The organism is Minwuia sp. (assembly GCF_048263705.1).
GTDB lineage: Bacteria > Pseudomonadota > Alphaproteobacteria > Minwuiales > Minwuiaceae > Minwuia.
In genome coordinates this window covers 282,029-303,151 of the sequence record NZ_JBLXDV010000004.1, presented here as the reverse complement: position 1 = coordinate 303,151, position 21,123 = coordinate 282,029, and the positions used below count along the sequence as shown (strand labels likewise).

23 protein-coding genes and 1 tRNA gene are annotated in these 21,123 nt (G+C 66.9%); 13 read left to right on the top strand and 11 right to left on the bottom strand.

Features of this window, described 5'->3' with window-relative positions:
- A partial coding sequence (locus tag ACN0X7_RS08545) for a primosomal protein N' (RefSeq protein ID WP_417516126.1) occupies positions 1-1,994 on the bottom strand: 1,994 nt, incomplete at its 3' end.
- An 86-nt stretch (positions 1,995-2,080) separates the two neighbouring features.
- Here ACN0X7_RS08545 and fsa point away from each other — a divergent pair.
- The 5 genes from fsa to ACN0X7_RS08520 all read left to right on the top strand — a co-directional run bounded on the left by fsa (position 2,081) and on the right by ACN0X7_RS08520 (position 5,009).
- Positions 2,081-2,758 carry a fructose-6-phosphate aldolase gene (gene fsa / locus ACN0X7_RS08540; protein ID WP_417516124.1) on the top strand — a complete coding sequence of 226 codons (678 nt, stop codon included), beginning with the start codon at positions 2,081-2,083 and terminating at the stop codon, positions 2,756-2,758.
- Positions 2,759-2,761: 3 nt separating this feature from the next.
- Positions 2,762-3,484: a DUF484 family protein gene (locus ACN0X7_RS08535; RefSeq protein WP_417516122.1), complete on the top strand. Its 723-nt coding sequence runs from the start codon at positions 2,762-2,764 to the stop codon at positions 3,482-3,484.
- A gap of 47 nt (positions 3,485-3,531) precedes the next feature.
- A complete protein-coding gene (locus ACN0X7_RS08530) occupies positions 3,532-3,921 on the top strand; it encodes a Rid family hydrolase (RefSeq protein ID WP_417516120.1) in 390 nt (129 codons plus the stop codon).
- 1 nt (position 3,922) lies between these two features.
- Complete coding sequence (locus ACN0X7_RS08525) at positions 3,923-4,864, top strand: tyrosine recombinase XerC (RefSeq protein WP_417516118.1); 942 nt, start codon at positions 3,923-3,925, stop codon at positions 4,862-4,864.
- Between the two features lie 57 nt (positions 4,865-4,921).
- Positions 4,922-5,009 (top strand) — tRNA-Ser (locus ACN0X7_RS08520).
- Positions 5,010-5,272: 263 nt separating this feature from the next.
- Here the strand turns inward: ACN0X7_RS08520 and phnN are convergent.
- From phnN to phnG, 9 genes are read right to left on the bottom strand one after another with little or no spacing between them, the layout of a single operon-like run.
- Positions 5,273-5,839, bottom strand: coding sequence for a phosphonate metabolism protein/1,5-bisphosphokinase (PRPP-forming) PhnN (gene phnN / locus ACN0X7_RS08515; RefSeq protein WP_417516116.1), 567 nt, complete (start codon positions 5,837-5,839; stop codon positions 5,273-5,275).
- Positions 5,832-6,974: an alpha-D-ribose 1-methylphosphonate 5-triphosphate diphosphatase gene (locus ACN0X7_RS08510; RefSeq protein WP_417516114.1), complete on the bottom strand. Its 1,143-nt coding sequence runs from the start codon at positions 6,972-6,974 to the stop codon at positions 5,832-5,834. The genes phnN and ACN0X7_RS08510 overlap by 8 nt, the downstream gene beginning before the upstream one ends.
- 1 nt (position 6,975) lies before the next feature.
- Positions 6,976-7,683 (bottom strand): DUF1045 domain-containing protein, encoded by a 708-nt coding sequence (locus tag ACN0X7_RS08505; RefSeq protein WP_417516112.1) that lies wholly within the window; start codon positions 7,681-7,683, stop codon positions 6,976-6,978.
- A gap of 46 nt (positions 7,684-7,729) precedes the next feature.
- Positions 7,730-8,437: a phosphonate C-P lyase system protein PhnL gene (gene phnL / locus ACN0X7_RS08500; RefSeq protein ID WP_417516110.1), complete on the bottom strand. Its 708-nt coding sequence runs from the start codon at positions 8,435-8,437 to the stop codon at positions 7,730-7,732.
- Between the two features lie 3 nt (positions 8,438-8,440).
- Entirely contained in the window at positions 8,441-9,220 is a 780-nt protein-coding gene (gene phnK, locus ACN0X7_RS08495) for a phosphonate C-P lyase system protein PhnK (RefSeq protein ID WP_417516146.1), read from the bottom strand.
- Positions 9,221-9,240: 20 nt separating this feature from the next.
- Positions 9,241-10,134: an alpha-D-ribose 1-methylphosphonate 5-phosphate C-P-lyase PhnJ gene (locus ACN0X7_RS08490; protein WP_417516108.1), complete on the bottom strand. Its 894-nt coding sequence runs from the start codon at positions 10,132-10,134 to the stop codon at positions 9,241-9,243.
- Positions 10,131-11,225, bottom strand: a complete 1,095-nt coding sequence (locus ACN0X7_RS08485; RefSeq protein WP_417516107.1) for a carbon-phosphorus lyase complex subunit PhnI — start codon at positions 11,223-11,225, stop codon at positions 10,131-10,133. The genes ACN0X7_RS08490 and ACN0X7_RS08485 overlap by 4 nt, the downstream gene beginning before the upstream one ends.
- Positions 11,226-11,228: 3 nt before the next feature.
- Positions 11,229-11,837 carry a phosphonate C-P lyase system protein PhnH gene (gene phnH / locus ACN0X7_RS08480; protein ID WP_417516105.1) on the bottom strand — a complete coding sequence of 203 codons (609 nt, stop codon included), beginning with the start codon at positions 11,835-11,837 and terminating at the stop codon, positions 11,229-11,231.
- A complete protein-coding gene (phnG, locus tag ACN0X7_RS08475; protein WP_417516103.1) occupies positions 11,837-12,295 on the bottom strand; it encodes a phosphonate C-P lyase system protein PhnG in 459 nt (152 codons plus the stop codon). The genes phnH and phnG overlap by 1 nt, the downstream gene beginning before the upstream one ends.
- Positions 12,296-12,412: 117 nt before the next feature.
- Between phnG and phnF the strand changes: the two genes are divergently transcribed.
- The 6 genes from phnF (at position 12,413) to phnE (ACN0X7_RS08445) (ending at position 18,228) form a co-directional block, all read left to right on the top strand.
- Positions 12,413-13,189, top strand: coding sequence for a phosphonate metabolism transcriptional regulator PhnF (gene phnF, locus ACN0X7_RS08470; RefSeq protein ID WP_417516101.1), 777 nt, complete (start codon positions 12,413-12,415; stop codon positions 13,187-13,189).
- Positions 13,190-13,309: 120 nt separating this feature from the next.
- On the top strand, positions 13,310-13,951 hold the full coding sequence (locus ACN0X7_RS08465) for a hypothetical protein (protein WP_417516099.1): 642 nt from the start codon (positions 13,310-13,312) through the stop codon (positions 13,949-13,951).
- 204 nt (positions 13,952-14,155) lie between these two features.
- Positions 14,156-14,980, top strand: coding sequence for a phosphonate ABC transporter ATP-binding protein (gene phnC / locus ACN0X7_RS08460; RefSeq protein ID WP_417516097.1), 825 nt, complete (start codon positions 14,156-14,158; stop codon positions 14,978-14,980).
- A 72-nt stretch (positions 14,981-15,052) separates the two neighbouring features.
- Positions 15,053-15,946 (top strand): phosphonate ABC transporter substrate-binding protein, encoded by an 894-nt coding sequence (gene phnD, locus ACN0X7_RS08455; RefSeq protein ID WP_417516144.1) that lies wholly within the window; start codon positions 15,053-15,055, stop codon positions 15,944-15,946.
- An 87-nt stretch (positions 15,947-16,033) separates the two neighbouring features.
- Positions 16,034-16,885: a phosphonate ABC transporter, permease protein PhnE gene (gene phnE / locus ACN0X7_RS08450; RefSeq protein WP_417516095.1), complete on the top strand. Its 852-nt coding sequence runs from the start codon at positions 16,034-16,036 to the stop codon at positions 16,883-16,885.
- On the top strand, positions 16,882-18,228 hold the full coding sequence (gene phnE / locus ACN0X7_RS08445) for a phosphonate ABC transporter, permease protein PhnE (protein ID WP_417516093.1): 1,347 nt from the start codon (positions 16,882-16,884) through the stop codon (positions 18,226-18,228). Before phnE (ACN0X7_RS08450) ends, phnE (ACN0X7_RS08445) begins: the two co-directional genes overlap by 4 nt.
- Positions 18,229-18,638: 410 nt before the next feature.
- Here the strand turns inward: phnE (ACN0X7_RS08445) and ACN0X7_RS08440 are convergent, their stop codons facing one another.
- Positions 18,639-19,289, bottom strand: a complete 651-nt coding sequence (locus ACN0X7_RS08440) for a TetR/AcrR family transcriptional regulator (protein WP_417516091.1) — start codon at positions 19,287-19,289, stop codon at positions 18,639-18,641.
- Positions 19,290-19,518: 229 nt separating this feature from the next.
- Between ACN0X7_RS08440 and ACN0X7_RS08435 the strand changes: the two genes are divergently transcribed.
- Positions 19,519-20,481: a homocysteine S-methyltransferase family protein gene (locus ACN0X7_RS08435; RefSeq protein WP_417516089.1), complete on the top strand. Its 963-nt coding sequence runs from the start codon at positions 19,519-19,521 to the stop codon at positions 20,479-20,481.
- A gap of 90 nt (positions 20,482-20,571) precedes the next feature.
- Positions 20,572-21,090 carry a GNAT family N-acetyltransferase gene (locus tag ACN0X7_RS08430; protein WP_417516087.1) on the top strand — a complete coding sequence of 173 codons (519 nt, stop codon included), beginning with the start codon at positions 20,572-20,574 and terminating at the stop codon, positions 21,088-21,090.
- Positions 21,091-21,123 lie beyond the last annotated feature (33 nt).

Genomic DNA, 21,123 nt, shown 5'->3' with positions numbered 1-21,123 from the left:
TCCCGCGCGATGCCGCGCACCTGGACCGCGTCCGGCGCGGACAGGATCAGCGCCGCCAGCCGTCCGAACGGCGGCATGCCCGCCCCGGCCCGCGCGGCCAGCTCCTCGGTCACGAAACGATCGGAGTCATTCTGTGCCAGCGCCTGCAGCACCGGCGAATCGGTCTGGTGGGTCTGCAGCATCACCCGGCCGGGACGGTCCGCGCGGCCCGCGCGCCCGGCGACCTGATGCAGCAGCTGGTGCGTGCGTTCCGACGCGCGCAGGTCGCCGCCTTCCAGCCCCAGATCCGCATCCACCACCCCAACCAGCGTCAGGTTCGGAAAATTGTGACCCTTGGCCACGATCTGGGTGCCGATCAGCAGATCGATCTCCCCGCGGTTCATGGCCCCGATCAGCTTTGCCGCCTGTTGCGGACCGGCGATCAGGTCCGAGGTCATCAACGCCAGCCGCGCCTCCGGAAACTGCGCCGCCGCTTCCTCGGCCAGGCGCTCCACGCCGGGGCCGCAGGGTTTCATCCGGTCCGCCGCGCCACAGGACGGGCATTCGACCGGCCGCGGCGTGGTGTAGCCGCAATGATGGCACTGCAGACGTCCCAGATACCGGTGCTCGACCAGCCACGCCGTGCAGTGGGGACACTGGACCCGAAAGCCGCAGGCATCGCACAGCGTCAGAGGCGCATAGCCGCGCCGGTTCAGAAACAGCAGCACCTGCTCGCCGCGCTCCATCGTGTCGCGCACGGCGTTCTCCAGGATGGGCGAGATCCAGCGGCCCGTCGGCGGTCTGTCGATGCGCAGATCGATCAGCCTGACATCGGGCATGCCTGCCGCGCCATACCGCCGGGTCAGCTTCAGGTGCCCATAGCGACCCTCGCGGGCGTTGCGCAGCGTCTCCAGCGATGGCGTGGCGGAGACCAGCACCACCGGAAAGCCGCTCACGGACCCGCGCAGCACCGCCATGTCACGGGCGTGGTAGTGCAGGCCGTCTTCCTGCTTGAAGGAGGTGTCGTGCTCCTCGTCCACGACGACCAGCCCCAGGTCGGGAAACGGCAGATAGAGCGCCGACCGGGCACCGGTGACAATCCGCGCCGCGCCGGTGACGATCCGCCGGTAGGCCAGCCGCCGGTCCTTCTGGCTGAGTCCCGAATGCCACTGCACCGGTGCGGAACCGAACCGCTTCGTGAACCGTTCAACGATCTGCTGGGTCAGCGCGATCTCGGGCAGCAGGACCAGCACCTGCTTGCCCTGACGCAGCGCCTCGGCCACCGCCTCGCAGTAGACCTCGGTCTTGCCCGCCCCGGTCACGCCTTCCAGCAGGGTGCAGGAAAATCCGTCGCCGACCGTGCCGGCCAGCGTTTCAGCCGCCTGTTTCTGATCCCTGCGCAGGCGCGGCGACGCCGCGTCCGGGTCGGGCCGGCGCAGCGGCGGATCGGCGGCGCGCGCCTCGGCCCGCAAGGCCCCCTGCTCGGCCAGCCCCTTGACGACCGAGGTGCCGACACCGGCGATATCGGCCAGTTCCGCCGCGGTACGCGGAAATCCCTCCGCCGCCACATCCAGCACGGCCCGGCGGGCGGGCGTCATGCGTGCCGGTGCCGCACCCGTGATGCTGTAGACGGTGACCGGCTTAGGTGGCTTGGCTGCGGACAGCCGACGCGTGACCATAGACAGCACATCGCCCAGCGGACGCACGTAATAGCGGGCCGTGCGGGTCAGGAACTGGCGAAACCCGTCCGTCAGTCCGGGCAGATCATCGCGGATCTCGATGATCGGCTTCAGCTTTGCCGCATCGACGGCCGTCCCCGCGTCGGCAATATCGTCCCAGACGATGCCCGTCACCTCGCGCGGGCCCAGCGGCACCCTCACCGGCGTGCCCGGCACGGGAATACGGTCTTCCGGGGCCAGATAGTCGTATGGTTCCGCGAACGGCAAGGGCAGCAAAACCTTGACGCGGACGGGGTCGGACGCAAGAAAGTCCTTCTGTATGCGGGATTCGGGCATCTGCGCGAGTCTATGCCTGTATGGACTTGCGGCAAGCCGTGCTGCTGCCACATGCACAAGAGATAGCTGAAAGGGACCTGCGGGCCATGAAATTCTTCGTCGACAGCGCCGACACCTCGGCCATTCGCGAGCTCAACGACACCGGACTGGTCGATGGCGTGACCACCAATCCCAGCCTGATCGCCAAGTCGGGGGGCAACATCCTGAAGGTGATCGCCGAGATCGCCGAGATGGTGGAGGGGCCGGTGTCCGCCGAGGTGACCGCGACCGATCACGCCACCATGCTGCGCGAGGGCCGCAAGCTGGCGCGCATCGCCGACAACATCGCGGTGAAGGTGCCGCTGACCATGGACGGGCTGAAGACCTGCAAGGTGCTGTCGGACAGCGGCACGATGGTCAACGTCACGCTCTGCTTCAGCGCCAACCAGGCTCTGCTGGCAGCGAAGGCGGGTGCCACCTTCATCTCGCCCTTCGTCGGGCGGCTGGACGATATCGGCATCGACGGAATGGAGCTGATCGCCGACATCGTGAACATCTACGACAACTATGATTTCGCCACCGAGGTGCTGGTCGCCTCGATCCGCCACCCGATGCACCTGCTGGATGCGGCGAAGATCGGTGCGGATGTCGCCACCCTGCCGCCGGACGTGCTGGTGAAACTGGCCGACCATCCGCTGACCGACAAGGGTCTGGCCGCCTTCCTGGCCGACTGGGAGAAGACCGGGCAATCGATTCTGGATGACGCCGAGCTGGCGGAGGCCTGAGCGATGGCCGACCGGAGCGAGGAGAGCGCCGCCACGCCGCCCCTGAGCGACACGGACATCGTCGCCTATCTGGAGGCCCATCCCGATTTTCTGCAGCGGCATCCGAAACTGGTCCGCAAGCTGGCTCCGCCGTCGCGCTTCGAGGTGCAGGAGGACGGTGCCGAGGTGATCGACATGCAGGGGTTCATGGTCAGCCGCCTGCAGGCCGATCTGGCGAAGGTGCGCGACAGCCAGGACGAACTGATCCAGTCGGCGCGCTCCAACCTGTCGAGCCAGAAGCAGATTCACGAGGCCGTTCTGACTTCGCTGGATGCACGCGACCTGGAAGAGTTCATTCACATCGTCACCCATGATTTCCCCATGGTGCTGGATGTCGATGCGATTTCGATCTGTGTCGAGCGGGACCATGTCAGGCAGTCCGACGTCAGCGGCATGTTCGTCATCCCGAAGGGCGGTGTCGATGCGGCCCTGGGTGAGGAGCGGCGGGTGCTGCTGCGTGACCGGGCGGACGGTTCGGAAGCCCTGTTCGGCCCCGCCGCCGCCCTGGTCCGTTCCGATGCGCTGGTCCGGCTGCAGCTGACGGGCAGCGCCCCGGCGGCCATGATCGCGCTGGGCAGCCGTGAAATCGGTCGTTTTCATCCCGGCCAGGGCACGGAACTGCTATCCTTCCTGGCGGAGGTTCTGGAGAAGGGCCTGCGGCGCTGGCTGGACCTGCCGCCCGCTTGACCTGACACCGGACCGTCACACCTGAAGGTCCAGCAAGGGAGGACAGAATGCCGAGAGAAATGATCGTACCCGAGGGCCAGGGCTGGGCACCGAAGCACTTCCGCATGGCACCGGCGCTGAAAGCCAACGGCGTGATCTGGATGTCCGGCGTGGTCGCCAACCAGACCGAACAGGGCCAGGACGCCATGGAGGCGGCGATGGTGCAGGCGTTCGAGACCATCGGCGAAACCCTCGAAGCCTCCGGCAGTTCGTGGGATCACGTGGTCGAATTCACCTCCTATCACACCGACCTGGACGCCCAGATGGAGACCTTCATGAAGGTGAAGGACCGTTTCGTCACGGGTCCGGACTATCCCGCCTGGACCGCGATCTCGATCACCGGCCTTGCGATCCCCACGGGCATCGTCGAGATCAAGGTCACGGCCGTCGAAGCCTGACATGGCACGGGAACGCGCAGATGATCCGGTATCGCTGCGCACGGCCTGGCTGACCTGGCTGACCCACGAACGGCGGCTGGCGGAGAAGACGCTGGTTGCCTACGCGGGCGATTTCGACGATTTCACGGATTTTCTGACGCACCATACCGGCGGGCCGGTGACCGCGGAGGTTCTGGCCGGTCTGAGGCCGGCGGATCTGCGCGCCTGGCTGGCGGCACGGCGCGGTCGGGGCATCTCGGCGGCCTCCAACGCCCGCGCGCTGTCCGCCGTCCGCAGCTTCTTCCGCCGCATGAAACAGCTCGGCCGGATCGACAATGCCGCCGCGCTCAGCCTGACCCCGCCGAAAGTGCCCCGCCGCGCGCCGAAGCCAGTGTCGACCGAGATGGCCGCCCGGGTGGTCGATGCCCCGCTGGAAGCCGGCGCCGACAACTGGCAGGCCCTGCGCAATCATGCCGTGCTGCTGCTGCTCTACGGGGCGGGCCTGCGCATTTCCGAGGCCCTCGGGCTCACCGTTGCCGACACCCCGCTCGGCCACACCATCGCCATCACCGGCAAGGGCAACAGGACCCGGCAGGTCCCGCTGCTGCCGGTGATCGGGAAAGCCGTCGAAGCCTATTGCAAGGCCTCTCCCCACGACGCGCATCCGACGCGGGCGCTGTTCCTCGGCGCGCGGGGCAAACCGCTGCGGCCGGAGGTCGTGCAGGCCGAGATCCGGCGACTGCGCGGTGCCCTCGCCCTGCCCGAGAGCGTCACTCCGCACGCCCTGCGCCACAGCTTCGCGACGCATCTGCTCGGCGCGGGCGGCGACCTGCGCAGCATCCAGGAACTGCTGGGCCATGCCTCGCTGTCGACGACCCAGATCTACACCGACGTCGATGCCGAAGCGCTCTACAAAACCTATCAGGATGCGCGTCCGCAGATCGCGCGCACCGGCAAGTCCTGAAGAGTCGGCAAAACCCGCTTGATCCCATCCCGCGCCTGACTATAGTCCCGGCCTTCCGGAGGGGTGGCCGAGTGGTTTAAGGCGCACGCCTGGAAAGCGTGTTGGGTGCAAGCCCTCGAGGGTTCGAATCCCTCCCTCTCCGCCACGATTTTTTGTCTCACGCTCAGTTCGCTTCGCTCACTCGCTCCGACAGGGCGGCGAACGATCGCCGGGCCGCAGTCGCGGCCTGGTGGCGTTGAGTTCGAACTATCTCCCCCTCTCCGCCAGAGCCTTTTCGCACAGCGAAACGGCTGAAATCTGCTCCGACTTCGGTGTTGCGGCAGCGTTTCATCGAAACGACGAGAGCAGCCGGGTTCGACGTTTCTGCCTTCCTCTTAGCCAGCATCTTTAACGCTGTGAGGCGACTGATCAGCCCAGGCGCGCAGCCACCATCCCGGCCAATGCCGCGATCGCGGCCTCCGGCGGGCCGGAGTTGTCCAGGCGGACGATGTCGTCGCCCGTGATCGGCTGGCTGCGGGCGCGTTCAAGGCGGGCCTCGATCTCGGCGGGGGTTTCGCGCCCTCGCGCATCCAGCCGGCGGCGCAGTTCGGCTTCATCGACTTCGACCGCGACCACCGTCAGGGCGGGGAACGCGGCGCGGATCGCCGGCAGCGCCTGGCGCGATCCGTTGGCGATGGCCAGCCCGCCCGTCGACAGGTGAGCGTGCACCGCGGCGGGCAGGCCGTAGCGCAGCCCGTTCGCATCCCACGTCACCGCGAAGCGGCCCGACCGCTCGGCTGCGGCGAAGGCATCGAACGACAACGACGCATGGTCTTCCGCCCCGGGCTGCGCGGGGCGGGTCACGGTCCGCTGCACGAAGAGCCCGCGCGGATCGTCGTCGTAGCGGGTCCGCAACCCGTCGATCAGCGTGTCCTTGCCCGCGCCGCTGGGCCCGACAATGACCAGCAGATGTCCTGTGCCGGGCCTGTCAGACAACGCGCGCGCCCTGCCGCCAGACCGCGCGCACCACGGGCACGCCGCGGACACGCCGGACCCGCGCCAGATCGGCCCGCTTGCCGATGGCGATCTCGCCCCGGTTGTCCAGTCCGACCGCCCGGGCCGGATTGACCGTGGCTGTGGCAACGGCCCGCGGCAGGGAGATCCCGTCCACCTCATCGGCAAGCTGGAAGACCGCCTGCATCAGGCTGAAGGGAATGTAGTCCGACGACAGGATGTCGAGATGACCGTTCTCGGCCAGCGTCCGGGCCGCGATGTTGCCCGAGTGCGAGCCCCCGCGCACGACGTTGGGCGCACCCATCAGCACCGCCATGCCGCGGCTGTGGGACTCCCGGGCCGCGACCTCGGTCGTCGGGAATTCGGCGACGCGGACACCATTGTCCTCCGCCTCGGCAACATGGGCGCCGGTCGCGTCATCGTGGCTGGCGAGGATGATGTTCTTCTGCCGGGCGACGGCGGCGATGGCCGTGCGGTGCCGGTCGGAATTGGCCTGCGACTGTCCGATCCGCATGTCGCAGAAGGCGGCGAACTGCGCGTCGGTCATCTTCAGCTTGCCCTGATAATAGACCTTGTAGGCATCCAGATCGGCGAACTGCCGCTGGCCCGGCGCGTGATCCATCAGCGAGGCGAGCCGCACGCCTTCGTTGCCGCCCAGGCGCTCCCAGGCCTGCATGCAGTCCGGCGAGGAGACCTCGCAGCGCAGGTGGATGTAGTGATCAGCACGGTACAGGCCATCGGTCATGCCGGTCTGGATGGCGTCCGCCAGCACCACCATGTCGTCGGTCATCAGATCATGGTCGCCGTCGGTGTTGCCGACGCGCAGCGCATCGAAGACGGTCGTGATGCCGGATGCCGCGATCTGGGCATCGTGCGCCAGCACGGCGGCGTAGGCGTTCCAGCGCACCTTCGGGCGCGGTGCGTAATGGCCCTCAAGGTGGTCGGTGTGCAGTTCCACCAGACCGGGCAGCAGATGGTCGCCCTGCAGGTCGATGCCCGCGTCGGTGGTGCCGTCGCTGATGTCGGCGATCACGCCGTCACGCAGGCAGACCGTGCCTCGCACGATCTCGTCGGCCAGCACGATGGTCGCATTTGTCAGAATGGTTTCTTCGGTCATGTCAGGCGGTCATCCGTGCGTGAGAGGGGACCAGCGGAAAGGTTTCACGCACCATGAACGGCGCGCCCTTTTCCGGTTCGGTGAACAGCGAAAGGGAATCGATCGGCAGCGGGCGGTCGATCACATCGGCGAACCAGAGGTCGAGCGCTGCCCGGACGCTCGCCGCATCGCTGTCGCCGACCGGGCCGGTCAGGGTCATGTGGAAGCGGAAGCAGTCCAGCACGTGCGGATAACCCCATCGGCGCAGGTTCCTGAGCTGAGCGGCATTCAGCGAATCAGGGTCGCGGCGCTGCACCTCGGCCTCGGTCAGCGGCGCCCGGAAGCGGTCGAATCCCATGACGATGTTGCAGGCCAGCGTGTCGAGTTCTGCCGAGGGTGCCGCGGGTACCAGGGCGAAGAACCGGCCAAGGCGGGCGATCCGCATCTGCGGCAGCATGAAGGACTGTGTGCTCGCCGCGAACCGCTGCAGCGCTTCGATCAGATCGTCCTCCCGCGCGCCTTCAGCCAGCCGGAAGGGCGCTTTCAGCGTGCCGTGAAACCCGTACCGCCGGGGGGCCGATGTGTGAGAGGCGATCTCCGAGGTATCCAGTCCGGCGATCCCGGGCATCTCCACCCGCGCGCCGGAATATGCATCACGGCCCAGCCACTGGCTGGCAAGCCGCCCGAGCCCATCTTCCGGCGGCGGCGCGAAATAGATGGCATAGCGCATCACCCAGGCCCCCTTCCGTGCAAGGTCCGAGCGGAGAAGATCGGGGTCATGCCGCCGTCGCCTCCGGCGCGAACCGCGTAACGTCGATCACCCGGTCCGCCACCGCTTCCCGGACGTCCTCATCGTGAAAGATTCCCAGCAGGCCGACACCGGACGCCTTCTTCTCGGCGATCATCTGCACGACGACGTCCCGGTTGCGCCGGTCCAGCGAGGCGGTCGGTTCGTCCAGCAGAAGCACCTTCTGATCCGGCAGGAACCCGCGCGCGATGTTCACACGCTGCTGCTCGCCGCCCGAGAAGGTCGAGGGCGGCAGCGTCCAGAGCCGCTCCGGCAGGTTGAGCCGGCGAAACAGGTCAGCCGCCCGAACCCGTGCCTCATCAGCCGCCACACCCGCACGCAGCAGGGGTTCGGCGGCGACATCCAGCGCGGACACACGCGGGATGGCGCGCAGGAACTGGCTGACATAGCCCAGGGTCTGGCGACGGATCGCCAGCATCGTGCGCGGATCGGCCGTGGCGATGTCGACGCGTGCGTCGCCGTGCAGGATCTCGATCCGGCCCGTGCCGGCACCGTAGTTGCCGTAGACCATCTTCAGGATCGAGCTCTTGCCCGCGCCGGACGCGCCGCCCAGCACCACGCACTCGCCCGCATTCACGGTGAAATCCACACCGCTGATCACAGGCAGCCGCACACCGCCCTGCAGGTGCAGGGTGAAGCTCTTGGCGACGCCGGTCAGTTTCAGAAGTTCGGTCATCGGTCAGCCCTGCAGGATCGAGGAAACAAGCAGTTGCGTGTACGGCGCCTGCGGATCGTCCAGCACGCGGTCGGTCAGTCCGGATTCGATCACCCGGCCTTCCTTCATCACGATGATGCGCTGCGACAGCAGGCGGGCCACGGCCAGATCATGGGTCACGATGATCGCCGACAGGCCCAGGTCACCTACCAGCCCGCGCAGCAGATCCAGCAGCCGCGCCTGCACCGATACGTCCAGCCCGCCCGTCGGTTCGTCCATGAAGACCAGCCGCGGTCCGGTGACCAGGTTGCGGGCGATCTGCAGCCGCTGCCGCATGCCGCCGGAGAAGGTGGTGGGCCGGTCGTCGATCCGGTCGGCGTCGATCTCGACGCGGCCCAGCCAGTCGGTCGCGGTGGCCCGGATCCGGCCATAGTGGCGCTGCCCGACGGCCATCAGCCGCTCGCCGACGTTCGCCCCCGCCGACACGCCCATGCGCAGACCGTCCGCCGGGTTCTGGTGCACGAAGCCCCAGTCCGTGCGCATCAGGTAGCGCCGCTCGGCCTCGCTCAAATCGCCGAGCCGCTGCGTCCGCCCGTCACTGCGCAGATAGAAGACCGTGCCCGCGCCATGCTGCATCCGGCCCGAGACGCAGTTCAGCAGGGTGGTCTTGCCCGACCCGGACTCGCCGACGATGGCCAGCACCTCGCCGGGCCAGATCTGGAAGCTGACATCCAGGCATCCGACCCTGCTGCCGTAATGATGCGACAGGCCCTCGACCGTCAGCAACGGGCGATCCGCTGTCATCGCACGTGCGGCGTTCGCGTTCATTCCGCCGCCTCCATCGATCCCGCCGACGCTGTACCGCGATGCCCGTCCGCCTGCCGCGCGGTGCAGTGATCGGTGTCCGAGCAGACGAACATCCGGTTGCCCCGGTCGTCCAGAATAACCTCGTCCAGAAAGACGTCGGCGGCACCGCACATGGCACACGGTTGGTCGAACGTCTGAATGCTGAACGGATAATCCTCGAAATCCAGACTGGTCACCTCGGTCCAGGGCGGAATGGCATAGATGCGCATCTCGCGGCCCGCCCCGAACAGCTGCAGTGCCGCCGACCGGTCCATCTTCGGATTGTCGAACTTCGGCGTCGGCGACGGGTCCGTGACATAGCGCCCGTGCACCTTCACCGGATAGGCGTAGGTGGTCGCGATGTGCCCGTGCCGGGCGATATCCTCGTACAGTTTCACATGCATCACACCGTATTCCTCCAGCGCGTGCATCGTCCGGGTCTCGGTCTCGCGCGGTTCGAGAAAGCGCAGCGGTTCGGGGATCGGCACCTGATAGACCAGCACCTGCCCGGCCTGCAGCGGCGTCTCGGGAATGCGGTGCCGGGTCTGGACGATGGTCGCGTCGGTCGTCACGGTCGTGGTCTCGACGCCGGTGACCTTCTGGAAGAACTTCCGGATCGAGATCGCGTTGGTGGTGTCGTCGGCTCCCTGGTCGATCACCTTCAGCCGGTCGTCGGGACCGATGATCGACGCAGTCAGCTGCACGCCGCCCGTCCCCCAGCCATAGGGCATGGGCATCTCACGGCTGGCGAAGGGCACCTGATAGCCGGGAATCGCAATCGCCTTCAGGATCGCCCGGCGGATCATCCGCTTCGACTGTTCATCCAGATAGGCGAAATTGTAGCTGGCGATGTTCTGCGGTTCGACTGTCATTCCGCTGCCTCCGGCGTCGCGTCCGGCCCCGCCGTGTGCTCCGCCCGCATGCGGCGCACCAGATCCAGTTCCGACTGGAAATCCACATAGTGCGGCAGCTTCAGATGCTCGACGAAACCGGTCGCCTGCACATTGTCGGCATGGGCGATGACGAACTCCTCGTCCTGGGCCGGCGCAGTCAGATCCTCGCCCAGTTCTGTCGCCCGCAGCGCCCGGTCCACAAGCGCCATCGCCATCGCCTTGCGCTCGGACTGCCCGAACACAAGCCCATAGCCGCGCGTGAAGGTCGGCGGCACCCTGGCCGAGCCCTGGAACTGATTCACCATCTGGCACTCGGTCACCTGAATGCGGCCGAGCGGCACATCGAAGTCCAGTTCCGGCACCGTCAGTTCCAGTTCGACCTCGCCGATGCGGATCTCGCCCGCGAACGGGTGACTGCGGGCATAGCCGCGCTGGGTCGAGTAGCCCATCGCCAGCAGGAACCCCTCGTCGCCCCGCGCCAGCGCCTGCAGCCGCGCGTCACGGTCCAGCGGATAGGTCATCGGGTCGCGGGCGATGTCGTCGGGCGCGGGCTTGTTCGCTTCCGGCGCACCTTCCAGCAGGCCTTCCTGTCCCAGGAAGTCCGACACGCGCATCATCTTCTGCGCGGCATGGTCGCGGGATTCGGGTGCCGGTATCTCGCCATTCTCAGCCAGCGCCGGATCCAGCAGCCGGTGCGTGTAATCGAACGTCGGTCCGAGAAGCTGCCCGCCCGGCAGATCCTTGAAGGTCGCCGAGATGCGCCGCTCGATCTTCATGTCGCCGGTATCGACCGGCTGGGTATAGCCGAAGCGCGGCAGGGTCGTGCGATAGGCGCGGGCGAGGAAAATGGCTTCGATCAGATCGCCCCGGGCCTGCTTGATGGCCAGGGCCGCCAGCTCCCGGTCATAGATCGCACCCTCGGTCATCACCCGGTCGACGGCCAGCGCGAGCTGTTCCGAGATCTGCGCCAGTTCCAGTTCCGGCACCGAGCGATCGCCGCGCCGACGGTCGGCCAGCAGGCGGTGCGCATTGTCGATGGCCGCTTCGCCGCCCTTCACCGCTACATACATGTCTCAGCCCTCCCCGGCCGTGATGCGTGTGGTGCGCGGCAGGGCGGCCACCGCGTCCGGTCCGGCCAGGATCAGATCGACGCCGCAGGGGAACAGCGCACGGTTCGCCGCCCATTGCGCAACCAGGTCGTCCGTCAGCGCGTCGCACCGGAAATCCCGGCGGTCGCGAATACCGGGTCCGCTGAGCGCATGCACCGGTTCGGCTGCGAAGCCGGCGCAGCCGATCACCAGGGTCGCCGAGCGGTCCGGATAGGCATCCGTGCCGATGGCGAATCCCGACATGGGCGGCATCTTCGCCGCGTCTGCGATCAGGGCAAACCGCGCCGCCGCCATGTCGTCGGCTGGCTGCGCGCCCGTATGGAATCCGATCCAGTCCAGGGCATCGGCTGCTGCCGCCAGCGCCGGGTCCAGCCAGATCGGCGTGTCCACATCGCACAGGGTACAGACCACGGCGGCCATGACCGGCGAGAGAGGAGCCGGCGGCCGCAGTCCGGCCATCAGGGGCTGCACCGAACCCGGCTCGGACATGGCCCGCATGATGGCCCGGAACGCGCTCTGCGCCTCGAACACCGGTTCGGTGAATCCGCCTTCCAGAACCGCTGTTCGCGCCATCAGTCGTCTCCCCGGACCAGCGTGAAGAAGTCGACGCGCGTGGCCTCGGTTTCCGCACGGCGGCGTTCGTCGCGCATTTCGAGACTGTCTTCCAGCGGCCTGACCAGTTCGGTATCGATGCACGGCGCGAGCGCATCATCCTGCGCCATGGCATCGACCACCGCCGAGAGGCTGGCCGCACCCCGGTCGCGCCCGAGCCGATAGGCATGACCCACCGTGCCATTGTCCAGCCGTACCGTCGCACGGGTAACGGTCACATCGCCGAAATTGAACGGCGCACCGTCGCCGCTGATCCGTCCGCGCACCGTCGCCAGCCCGGTCTCGGGACCGCGCAGCATCTCGAAAGCGGGGTCGAGACCGAGACCCGCCCAGAGCTTCCGCAGCTGTCCACCGTCCGCCCGCGCCAGCACCGCCATGCGCTGCTTCCTGCCGGGCTCTGCCGTGTTCTCATCGACCATTTCAGTCCCTCGATCCTTCGATTTGTCTAATTGTATAGATAACTATGCAAATCATGTCACCGGTTTTATACTCGGCGCGTGACGGCAATATGACAGTCGACGGACGGGAGCCTGAGTTTGAACGAGGTAACGGACAGCGCGCATGGGGACGGCAAGCGCCACGGCATCGCGCTCTGGCGTCAGATCGCCGACAGCATCCGCGACGACCTCGATCTCTGGCAGCGGGAAAGGAACGGACGCATCCCCTCGGAGGCCGACCTGGCGGAGCGTTTCGGCGTCAACCGTCACACCGTGCGCGCGGCCCTCGCCGCGCTCGCACGGGAGGGGCGGGTGCGCAGCGAACGGGGCCGGGGCACATTCGTCGTCAAGGTGCCCCGGATTTCCTACCCCATCCGCACCCGCACGCGATTCTCCACCGCGCTGGAGGCACAGAATGCATCGGGAAGGATCACCCCGCTGCGCCATGCCACCGTCGAAGCCGACGCGACCATCGCCGAACAGCTCGGCCTGCCGGTGGGCACGCCTGTCCTGAAACTGGATACGCTGGCGACCGCCGACGACGTGCCGATCAGTTTCACGACCCACTGGTTCGACGCCGGCCGCTTCGGCGTCCTGCCGGGGCATCTGGCGGACAGCGGGTCGATCACGGCTGCCCTGAAAGCCTGCGGCGTGAGCGATTACACGCGGCAATCCACGCGGCTGCAGGCCCGCCGGGTGAGCGACGAGGAAGCCCGCGTGCTGGATCTGGGCAGCGACGCGATCCTGATGATCGCGCATGGCGTGAACGCGGACCTGAACGGCGTGCGCATCCAGTATTCCGAGACCCGCTTCTCGGCGGATCGGGTCGAGATCCGGATCGACGGACCGGAGACGCCCGGGAACACGGCCGCCTGAGTTTTCGGCCATGGATTTGCGGCACCGCGGGAGGCGCGACAATAGTTCCCGTGGAACGAGCGACGTTCGCCCCCATGTGATGAATGCGTACAATAAAAAACAACAAAGAGTGAGTGAGCCATGACAATCAAGAATCTGAACGCGACCCCGATTACCCATCCGAAACAGCGCAGGACCGCCGCCCTTGCCGCATTGCTTGCAGCCGGTCTGCTGGCACCTGCAGCCGTGCACGCGAACGCGACGGGCACGGCGGGTACCCTGCCTTCCGCGGGGAATCCGCTGGTCACCAACATCGCGTCGCATGAGCCGACCCGGCAGCAGCTCTATCGCCAACTGGTCGATGCCTATGTGGGTGCCGAACTGAAAGGCGATGTCCGGTCGCGCGTGATCAACGCCCTGCGCGACTCCTATGAGGCGATCGATTACGAGCCGATCTGGAACGAGGATTCCGGCGAGAACCTGCGGAAAGCCGTGAAGGATCGGATGAGCAGGGGGCTGGATATCCACCCGGTGACAGCCGACCACATCGATCGTCTGATCGCGGCCCGGGCTTCGAACGAAATGAGGGAAGCCGCCGAGGCCGACATCGAACTGAGTTCGATTTACATCCGGATGGCCTGGCAGGAGCGTGCCGGCCTGGATGCCAACGAGAAGGCTGTCAATGAAGTCGCCGACGAGATGGCCGACGGACTGCTGCTGAGTTCTGTCGCACGCGCGGCGAGCGGCGATGTCGAAGGGTCGCTGGCCGACCTCAGGAAATAGCGTTCCACCACCTGCGGAGATGAACCTCCGCATCCGGTGAGACCATGCCGATCCCGGCGTGACCCCGACGGTCACGCCGGGATTTTCGTTTCCGAACGACGGCGCGCCGCCGCGAGGGACGCTGTCAGAAAACATTCACCGAACCGTCACGCGCCGGTCATGCGCATCCGCTAATCCTGCGCTTCAATCAGGAGGCGGAGAGAGATGCTGGAAGTGCGCGGTCTGACAAAGAGATTCGGCAGCAGGGTCGTGGCGGTCGACGACGTCAGTTTCGAGGTCCCCGAGCCGAAGATGATCGGCATCATCGGTCGTTCGGGTGCGGGCAAGTCGACCCTGCTCAGAATCGTCAACCGCCTCGCGCCGGCCAGCGAGGGCGAGGTGCTGGTCGACGGCCGCAACGTGCTGACCCTGACCGGTGCGGAGAAGCGCGCCTGGCAGCGCGACTGCGCAATGATCTTCCAGCAGTTCAACCTGGTGCCCCGGCTGAACGTCGTGACCAACGTGATGCTGGGCCGCCTGAACGGTCACGGCTTCCTGCGCAGCCTGTTCAGCATCTTCAGCGAAGCCGATGTCGAACGGGCGCTGGCGGCGCTGGACCGTCTGGGCATCTCCGACCAGGCGCTGCAGCGGGCCGAGACACTGTCGGGCGGGCAGCAGCAGCGCGTCGCCATCGCCCGCGCGCTGACCCAGAACCCGCAGATGATCCTCGCCGACGAACCCATCGCCTCGCTGGATCCGCTCAGCGCCGAGATCGTCATGAAGTCCCTGCGCGAAATCCACGAACGCGACGGCCTGATGGTGCTGTGCAACCTGCACACGCTGGACACGGCGCGCGCCTGTTGCGACCGCGTGATCGGCATGCGCGAGGGCCAACTGGTTTTCGACGGCGCACCTTCCGAACTGACCGCGCGGGCCGTGCGCGACATCTACGGTGCCGACCAGGACATCGACGAATCCACCACATCGACGGCCATGTCCGCCGGACGACAGCCGCTGGAACGGCTGCGTCCCGTCGCGGCGGGTGCCTGACCCCGCATTTCACCCCCCAGCCAAACCTACACCAGAGGGAAAACCGACATGAAATTCACGACCATACTGGGCATGACCGCCGGTGCCGCCTTGCTGTCCGCCGCGGCACTGACCGGCGCGCAGGCCGACGATATCTCGGAGTTCCGCATCGGCATTCTGGGCGGCGAGAACGCTTCCGACCGCCTGCGGTCCAACGCCTGCCTTGAGGAAAAGACCGAGGCCCTGCTGGGTGTCCCGACCAAGCTGTTCGCGCCCGCCGACTACAACGGCGTCATCGAGGGGCTGCTGGGCGGCAATCTCGACATGGCGTGGCTGGGCGCATCGGCCTACGCCAAGGTCTACCTGTCGAACCCCGACGCGGTCGAGCCCGTGCTGACCAAGATCAACGCCGACGGTTCGTTCGGCTACCATTCCATCGGCTTCGCCCGTGTCGACAGCGGCATCGACAGCCTGGCCGACATGAAGGGCAGGAAATTCGGCTTCGGCGATCCGAACTCGACTTCCGGCTATCTGATTCCGTCGATCGAGATCCCGCAGGCCGGATACACCATGAAGCCCGGCGATCACTTCGGCGACGTCGTCTTCACCGGTGGCCACGAACAGACCATCGTCGCGGTGCAGAACGGCGATATCGACGGCGGCGTGTCCTGGGCCGACGGTCTGGGCAACTGGGAGGACGGTTACAACAGCGGGGCCTTCCGCAAGGCCGTCGATGCCGGTCTGGTCGACATGACCCAGATGAAGGAGATCTGGCGCTCGAAAGTCATCCCCGAGGGCCCGATCGTGCTGCGCAAGGATCTGCCGGAGGACGTGAAGATCAAGATGGTCGGCATGCTCGCCAGCCTGACATCGACGGATCCCGAATGCGCCTACGGCTTCATGGCCGGCGAGATCAAGGCCATCGCTCCGATCAGCCATGCCGACTACGAAATCATCGTCGCGGCACGCAAGGCCAAGTCCAACTAGACCCCAGACAGTGACAGGGCGGACGGTCCGGAACGCCGGGCCGTCCGTTCGTCGTTTCTCCTGCCCCTTTCCGAACCGGACCGCCGCATGACGAACGCCGACGCGATGCGCCTCGAAATCGCCCAGATCCGGAAACGCCGCCCGCTCTATTCGATGGCGGTGCTGGGCATCCTGATCGCCGTGATAGTCGCCGGATACGGTCAGGCGAACGCGATGAATTCCGGCGGTTTCCTGTCCGGTCTCGATCAGTTCTTCGACTATCCCGGCGAGATCGTCATCGAGGCATGGCAGGCCGGCCCCGCCTTCTTCGGCCTGTTGTGGCGCTTCCTGCCGGCCCTGATCGAAACCCTGAACATCGCCGCCGTCGCCACCATTCTGGGCGGGCTGGCCGGCATGCTCTTCGCCTTCCTGGGCAGCGGCAACCTGAATGTCTGGCCGCCGCTGGTACCGGTCGCACGCCGCACCATGGACGTGATGCGGGCCTTTCCCGAACTGATCCTGGCGCTGTTCCTGATCTTCGTGCTGGGCACCAGCCCGGTGCCCGCCATGATCGCCGTCGCCTTCCACACCGCCGGCGCGCTGGGCAAACAGTTCTCGGAGGTGAACGAGAACATCGACATGAAGGCGCTGGAGGGGCTGGGCGCCGTCGGCGCGACCTGGTTCCAGCGCATGAAGTTCGCCGTGCTGCCGCAGGTGCTGCCGAACTATCTCAGCTATTTCATGCTGCGCTTCGAGATCAATGTCCGCGCCTCGGCCATTCTCGGCTTTGTCGGCGCAGGCGGGATCGGGACCGAACTGCGCCGTACCATCGGCTGGGGTCAGGGATCGGGCGATGAGACGGCGGCCCTGTTCCTGCTGCTGATCCTGGCGATCTTCCTGATCGATCAGGCCTCGTCCTGGATGCGCCAACGCATCACCCGGGCGGAGAAACTGGCATGAGCGCCACGGGCCTTCACGCCGCCGCCGGGCCGACGCAGATCCTGCGATCCGTGCGCCGCAGCTTCCGGCTCGGCTTAGCCGTCCTGGCGCTCGTGTTCGCCTATCTGGTCTATGCGTGGATGGCGTTCGATGTGTCCGGTCTGATCGCCAGCGCCAAGCCCGAGCGCGCCGCCGTTCTGGCCACCGATGCCGTCGCCCACAAGGTCCACGTCACAAAGCTGCTGCGGATGGACCGTGTGAACATTGCCGTCGAAGGCGAGCGTACCGCCACCTACGACACGCCGCCCGACTGGGTGAAGCTGGAAGGCGAACAGCTCGACGTCGACCTGGACGATGGATACCGTGCCGTGATCGCGGGCACGGGCGTGGTTCTGAGCGTACCCGGCTATGGCGACATTCGCGTCGGGGTGACCGGCGGCAAGGTCGTCACGACCGCACCGGAGGGACGCGATCTGCCCGACTGGGTCCGCGCGACGCCGGCCAAGTTCGACGCCCGCCCGGACCTGCAGCGCCGCGTACAGGTCAGCCGCGCCAAGATCGAGGTCCACCGGTACTTCCTCGGCTGGGAAAACTTCTTCTTTCCGTTCCGCTCGCCGCTGGCCGGGCTGTCCGCCGGCGAGGTGTTCGACCTTGCGTTCAGTGGTGAACGGCTGGACCCGTCCATGTCCAACGCCGCCCTGATCTTCCGGACCTTCCGGGACAATCCGGACTGGCAGCACGGCGCGGTCTTCGTCGCCCTGCTGGAAACCCTGATGATGGCCGTCCTCGGCACCTTCACCGCCGCGCTGGTCGCCCTGCCGCTGGCCTTCCTGGCCGCGCGCAACTTCACGCCCGCAGGCGGCGTCCGCTTCCTTGTGCGCCGCCTGTTCGATTTCGTACGCGGCATCGACATGCTGATCTGGTCGCTGATCTTCATCCGCGCGTTCGGGCTGGGTCCGCTGACCGGCGCGCTGGCCATCGCCTTCACCGATACGGGGACGCTGGGCAAGCTGTTTTCGGAAGCGCTGGAGAACATCGACCGGAAACAGGTCGAGGGCGTGACCGCCACCGGCGCGTCACGGACGCAGACCTACCGGTTCGGCGTGATCCCGCAGATCCTGCCGATCCTGGTTTCCCAGACACTCTACTATCTGGAATCGAACACCCGCTCGGCGACGGTCATCGGCGCGCTGGGCGCGGGCGGCATCGGGCTAATGCTGGTCGAGACCATGCGCACCTCGCGCGACTGGGAGAACACGTTCTACATCATCATCCTGACCGTCATCCTGGTGATCGCCATGGACGCCATCTCGACCCGCCTGCGACGCCGGCTGATCCATGACGGCACCGATCGCGGGAAGTAGGCCGCTGACCGATCTGACCCTGGAAACGGAAGGGGGTCTGGCGACGATCATTCCAGACCACCACGCGCAGCGTTTCAACCTGATAGAACCGTGGCAGGTTTCGCCATCCGCTGGGTTCCGGGATCAAGTCCCGGAACGCGGGAGAGTGTGTGGCGAGGTCTGAATAAAACCACCACGCGCAGCGAGATCCGGGGTCAGGCCGGGGATTCCGGAACAGGGGAGAGTGTGCGGATGCGTTCATATCAAACTACCACGCGCAGCGGGACTTGATCCCGCTGCCCAGTGCGGCGCCTGCGTCGGCACAGTCGGCGACAGGTTTCGCCATCCTCTGGGTTCCGGGATCAAGTCCCGGAACAGGGGAGAGTGTATGATGACCTCTCCACAAACCAACACGCGCAGCGGGGCGGTCCTCAGGCGGCGCGGGCGGGTGTGAACAGCAGCTTGATGTAGGAGCGCAGCAGCATGACCTGCTCGGCCAGGATATTCCGTTCGTTCAACGCCTTGGACAGCACGATCCCGCCTTCGATGGCGCCGGTGACCATGTCGGCGACCGCGTCGATCCGGACATCGTCCTGCCGGGGATAGGCGCGCTCGACCTCTTCCAGCATGCCCAGGAACCGCCGCCGCCAGCCGCGCACGGCCTGTTCGTTCAGTTCACGCACCTCGCGATCGAACAGCCGTTCCTGATAGCAGTAGGTGGCCACCAGACAGCCCGGATGCGCCGTCGGCAGGTCGTCCAGCAGTTCGGCCAGCAGCTTCAGCCCGATCAGCAGCCGCTGCAGGGGATCGTCGCTCAGTTCCGCGGCGCGCGCGAAGATGTCGTCGAACAGCACGTCCTCGCGTTCGATGTAGCGGGTGAGCAGCGCGCGCGCCAAGGCCGACTTGTCCGGAAAGTGGTAGATGAAGCCGCTCTTGGTCAGTCCGGCGGCGGCGATGATCTCGTCGATCGAGGTCGCGCCGAATCCCTTGTCCAGCACCGCCTGCTCGGCGATGTCCATGATCCGCTCGCGGGTGATCGCACCCTTGCGGCCCGTCCCGCCCTCTGCCGCTGCCACCGCCATTTTATTCGGTCCTTCGTCGCATTTCCGTACCACGCGTACGGTTTTGCCCGATGACCGTCACACTGGCAAGCGCCTGACCTTAACGGAAAGCGACCATGTGGCTGAAATCGCTGGAAAAGGTTTTTCTGACGTTAACCATACCGCGCGTCTGCTGGAGGGTCGGGGGCCGGAAGCGGATATTCACCGCATCACGCAGACCGATCTGCGACCCATCTGAAGGAGACATCCCATGCATGCCAAGTACCGCAACAGCCTGCCCCAGCTCGACGGACGCCTGTTCCTGACCGACAGCGGACTGGAGACCACCATCCTGTTCGACCTGGGCATCGACCTGCCCCATTTCGCCGCCTTCGACCTGCTGCGCGACCGCGTCAGCCGCATGGTGGTCGAGGCCTACTACCGCCGCCACCTGCAGATGGCGCTGGCGCGCGGCACGGGCTTCGTCATGGAATCGGCCACCTGGCGCGCCCACGCCGACTGGGGCCCGAAGCTGGGCTATGACGCCCACGCGCTGGATGCCGCCAACCGCGACTGCATCGCCCAGCTGCGCGGCATCCGCGACCGCTACGAGACCGCCGCGACGCCCTGTGTCATCTCGGGCAACATCGGGCCGCGCGGGGACGGCTATGTCGCGGGCGCGATCATGACGGTCTCGGAAGCCGAAGCCTATCATGCGGTCCAGGTCGAAAGCCTGGACCGGGCCGGAGTGGACCTGGTTACGGCCATGACCCTCACCAACGTGCCCGAAGCCATCGGCATCGTCCGCGCGGCAAAGGCCCGTCAGGTGCCGGTCGTGATCTCGTTCACGCTGGAAACCGACGGGCGGCTGCCGGCCGGCGACACGCTGGGCGATGCCATCGCGGCGGTGGACCGGGCGACCGGCGATGCCGCGGCCTACTTCATGATCAACTGCGCGCACCCGACGCACTTCATGGGGATGCTGGCCGAAGCCGGCGACTGGAAGCACCGCATCCGGGGCATTCGCGCCAATGCCTCCCGCATGAGCCACGCGGAACTGGACGCGGCGACGGAACTGGACGACGGCGATCCGCAGGAATTGGGGGCCGAATATGCCGAACTGATGGCGTTGCTGCCGGATCTGGCGGTCATCGGCGGCTGTTGCGGCACTGATCACCGGCATGTCGCGGCGGCGGCGGACTGCTGTCTGGGTCCGCAAAGCCTCGCCGCCTGAGGCCCGGAAACGGGTGCGGTTTTCCAGCAAAGCCGCACCCGCTATCCTGACAGGATGACCCGCCCAGTGACTGAAACTGTGACTGAATCTGTGACCGAACCTGCGCCCGATTCCCTCGACCCGATCCTTCGTCCGTGGACCGCCGCCGATGCGCGGGCCTGCCTGCGGGTCTTCCGGCGCGCGGTCAGCGTCGGGGCCGCGCACGCCTATTCGGTCCCGCAGCGTCATGCCTGGTCGCGCATCCCCTACAGCTTCGACCGCTGGCGGCAGCGTCAGGCGCGCAACCTCACGCTGGTCTGCGCAACCTGCGACGGCACCCTTGCGGGCTTCACCGAATACCGCGCGGACGGGCACGTGCACATGCTGCACGTCGATCCGGCCTTCACGCGGCGGGGCATCGGCATGGCCCTGCTGCGGGCGGGCGACGCCATCCTGACCGCGCGCGGCGTGCATCACCGCAGCACCTGGGCCAGCCACGTCTCGAAACCGGTGTTCGCCCGTGCGGGCTTCACGGCCACCGGCTACCGCCTCGCCCCGGCGGCGGACCAGCGTCTGCTCACCTGGCGCATGGTGCGCCGCGGCGGCGTTTCGTGTGAAAGCATCCGGTGATCGCTGCCGGTCTGACGCCGGCCTCCCTGCGGA